1 protein-coding gene is annotated in these 1,280 nt (G+C 61.9%); it reads right to left on the bottom strand.

The genetic code is table 11. The features are described from left to right. The coding region (locus J5224_RS28375) for a non-ribosomal peptide synthetase (RefSeq protein ID WP_264628446.1) at nucleotides 1-1,280 on the bottom strand (1,280 nt) is incomplete at both ends.

Below are 1,280 nucleotides of genomic sequence, written 5' to 3'. Positions count from 1 at the left end.
TCTTCCATGATGTGCTGTTGACCATCCTCTCCGATGACGCAGCGCAGCATATCGTGCCGAATGACCAACTGGTTCCAGGCGTGCTCAAGGCGCATCAGATCGGCGTGTTGCAGTTCGTATTCGTGGTAGCTTTGGGCGGCGATACCGCCCAGTACGAACCCATCGCGTCGCCCGAGCCAATAGGCCTCCTGCACGTCATTCAGCGGGAACGGGCGATAGCGCTGCGTGGCATCATGGTGCAAACGGATCTGCTGTTCGGGCATCACCTCCCGCAGCGTTGCCGCAAACGCGTGCAGCACCGGCTGACGAAACAGTGACGCCAGCGTACCGTGAAGCCCTTCCTGCGGCAGACGGCTGATTAACCGGGTAGCAATCAGACTGTCGCCGCCCAGCGCAAAAAAGTTCGCCTCACGCGTAACCGTGTCCAGATCAAGCAATGCGCCCCACAGCGTTGCCAGCACCTGCTCTGCGCGGCCGACGGGCAGAGCCCCGGCCCGTTCATCACGCAGGCCGCTCAGATAGGACTGCACCTCGTCACCAATTGCCGCTCGGTCAATTTTGCCATTGGCCGTCAAGGGCACACGGGAGATGCGTATCAGATGTTCAGGCACTTCATACGCGGGTAACCACGCCTGTAGCGCCTTTTTGATAGCCGCCATCTCGGTCGTCTCAGGGCACACCAGCGCGGCGGCTACCTGCTGCGAAGGGGCATCGAGCACCACGGCGACCGCTTCATCAACCTCAGGCAGACGCGTTAACGCGCCTTCAATTTCCGCCAGTTCGATGCGATATCCTCGCACTTTGACTTGCCCATCGGTGCGCCCGCAGAAAACCAGCACGCCGTCGTCACGGTAGTAGGCCCGGTCACCGGTGCGATACCAGGTTGCCCCCTGCCGCACAACAAACTTCTCCGCGCTGCGTTGCGCATCCCCAATGTAACCGTCCGCCAGCCCTGCGCCACTGACCCACAGTTCGCCTTTCACCCCATTCGGGCAATCGCGTTCCTGACCATCCACCACCCGACAGCGCATATTTGCCAGCGGCTCGCCATACGGGGCCGCAGGCCACCAGGGTTCATCCGGTGTGACGATGTAGCAGGTGGCATGAATTGCCGCCTCTGTCATACCGCCCAGGGCCGCAAAGCGTGCTTGAGGTGCCAGCGCCCAGACCTGGTGCGGCAAGGGATACAAGATGCGGTCACCGCCCACCATCACCAGCCGCAGTGACTGCGGCAACCCACGGTCATGGGCCGCAATGGTCAACATCTCCACTTGCGCAGG

It is taken from the genome of Candidatus Symbiopectobacterium sp. NZEC135 (assembly GCF_025962695.1).
The sequence above is the reverse complement of the archived record's forward strand: the minus strand, read 5'-3'. Positions and strand labels throughout refer to the sequence as shown.